Below are 1,389 nucleotides of genomic sequence, written 5' to 3' on the forward strand. Positions count from 1 at the left end.
GTGTGCTCGATGAGGCCTTTATGGATTTTGTGCCAAATGAGCAGGAACATTCGTTGCTTAAGCTGGCCTCAACAAGCCGAAAGCTTATCGTTATTCGTTCTATGACGAAATTTTATTCAATTCCGGGAATTCGGTTAGGGTTCATGGTTGCACACCCGGATTTGATTCGGGAAATCAGGCAGCAGCAAGTGCAGTGGAGCGTTAATTACTTGGCTCAGCGCATCGGTACGGTTGTATTGGATGATGAAGAATTTGAGCTTTCGAGCCATCAATGGCTGCAGGAAGAGAAGGCGTGGATCACGGGTCAGCTGCAGCAATTGGGTCTAGATGTAGTACCTACGGAAGTAAACTTTGTATTGTTTTCTTTTCCTTCAGCATTAGGCTTATCGATAAAACAGGCGCAAAAGCATATGGGACAAAGGGGTATTTTGATCAGGGATGCCTCACTCTTTGAAGGCTTGAACGAACAGTATTGCCGAGTTGCTATTCGGCTTCGCAAGGATAATGAGCGGTTAATCGAAGGACTCCGTCAGACAATGGCAGCGCTCACGCAGAATCGAGGTCAATCTCATGACTAAAGCAGTAACGTTAATGATACAAGGCACAGCTTCGGATGTTGGCAAAAGCATTCTAACGGCAGCGTTATGCCGTATTTTCGTTCAGGATGGCTGGCAGACAGCACCCTTTAAATCACAAAATATGTCGCTCAACTCTTACGTCACCTTTGACGGGAAAGAAATCGGAAGAGCGCAGGGCGTTCAAGCTGATGCCTGCCGCATTTTGGCTACGACGGATATGAACCCCATTTTGCTTAAGCCAAAGCAGGACATGGTTGCTCAGGTGATTGTGCATGGCAAGCCATATTCGGATCTAGATGCCAGGACCTATCGGGAATCGTACCTGCCGAAGGCGGAAGCGATTGTCAAAGACGCCTTAGGTCGGCTGCGCAGCGAATATGAGATTGTGGTGCTGGAGGGGGCGGGAAGCCCTGCCGAAGTGAATCTGAAGGATCGCGACATCGTCAACATGCGTTTAGCCGGATGGGCGGATGCGCCCGTGCTTCTCGTTGCTGATATTGATCGCGGTGGCGTTTTTGCATCAATCGTAGGTACGCTGGAGATTCTGACGCCGGAAGAACGAGTTCGTGTGAAGGGCTTTATTATCAATAAATTCCGTGGGGATGTGAGTCTGCTGAAACCGGGGTTGGATTGGCTGGAGGAGAAGACAGGGAAGCCTGTATTAGGGGTTATCCCCTACTTGCCGCAGCTAGGTATTGAGGATGAAGATTCTGCTTCTCTGGATTCCAAACGGATGCTGAAGAGGGCTCAAAGTACACCTGAGAAATCGCAGGATCAACTGGATGTTGCGGTGATCCGATTGCCTCGTCTC

At 49.2% G+C, this 1,389-nt stretch carries 2 protein-coding genes; both read left to right on the forward strand.

The window, feature by feature from the left end; translation table 11 throughout:
* Window positions 1-578, forward strand: a 578-nt coding sequence (locus tag AC1DUA_RS37680; RefSeq protein WP_477504585.1) for a pyridoxal phosphate-dependent aminotransferase, incomplete at its 5' end; no start/stop codon positions are given.
* Window positions 571-1,389 (forward strand): cobyric acid synthase (locus AC1DUA_RS37685; protein ID WP_477504586.1); only part of this gene is annotated, 819 nt, incomplete at its 3' end. The genes AC1DUA_RS37680 and AC1DUA_RS37685, both read left to right, overlap by 8 nt.

This window comes from Paenibacillus sp. 01T422 (assembly GCF_056398785.1).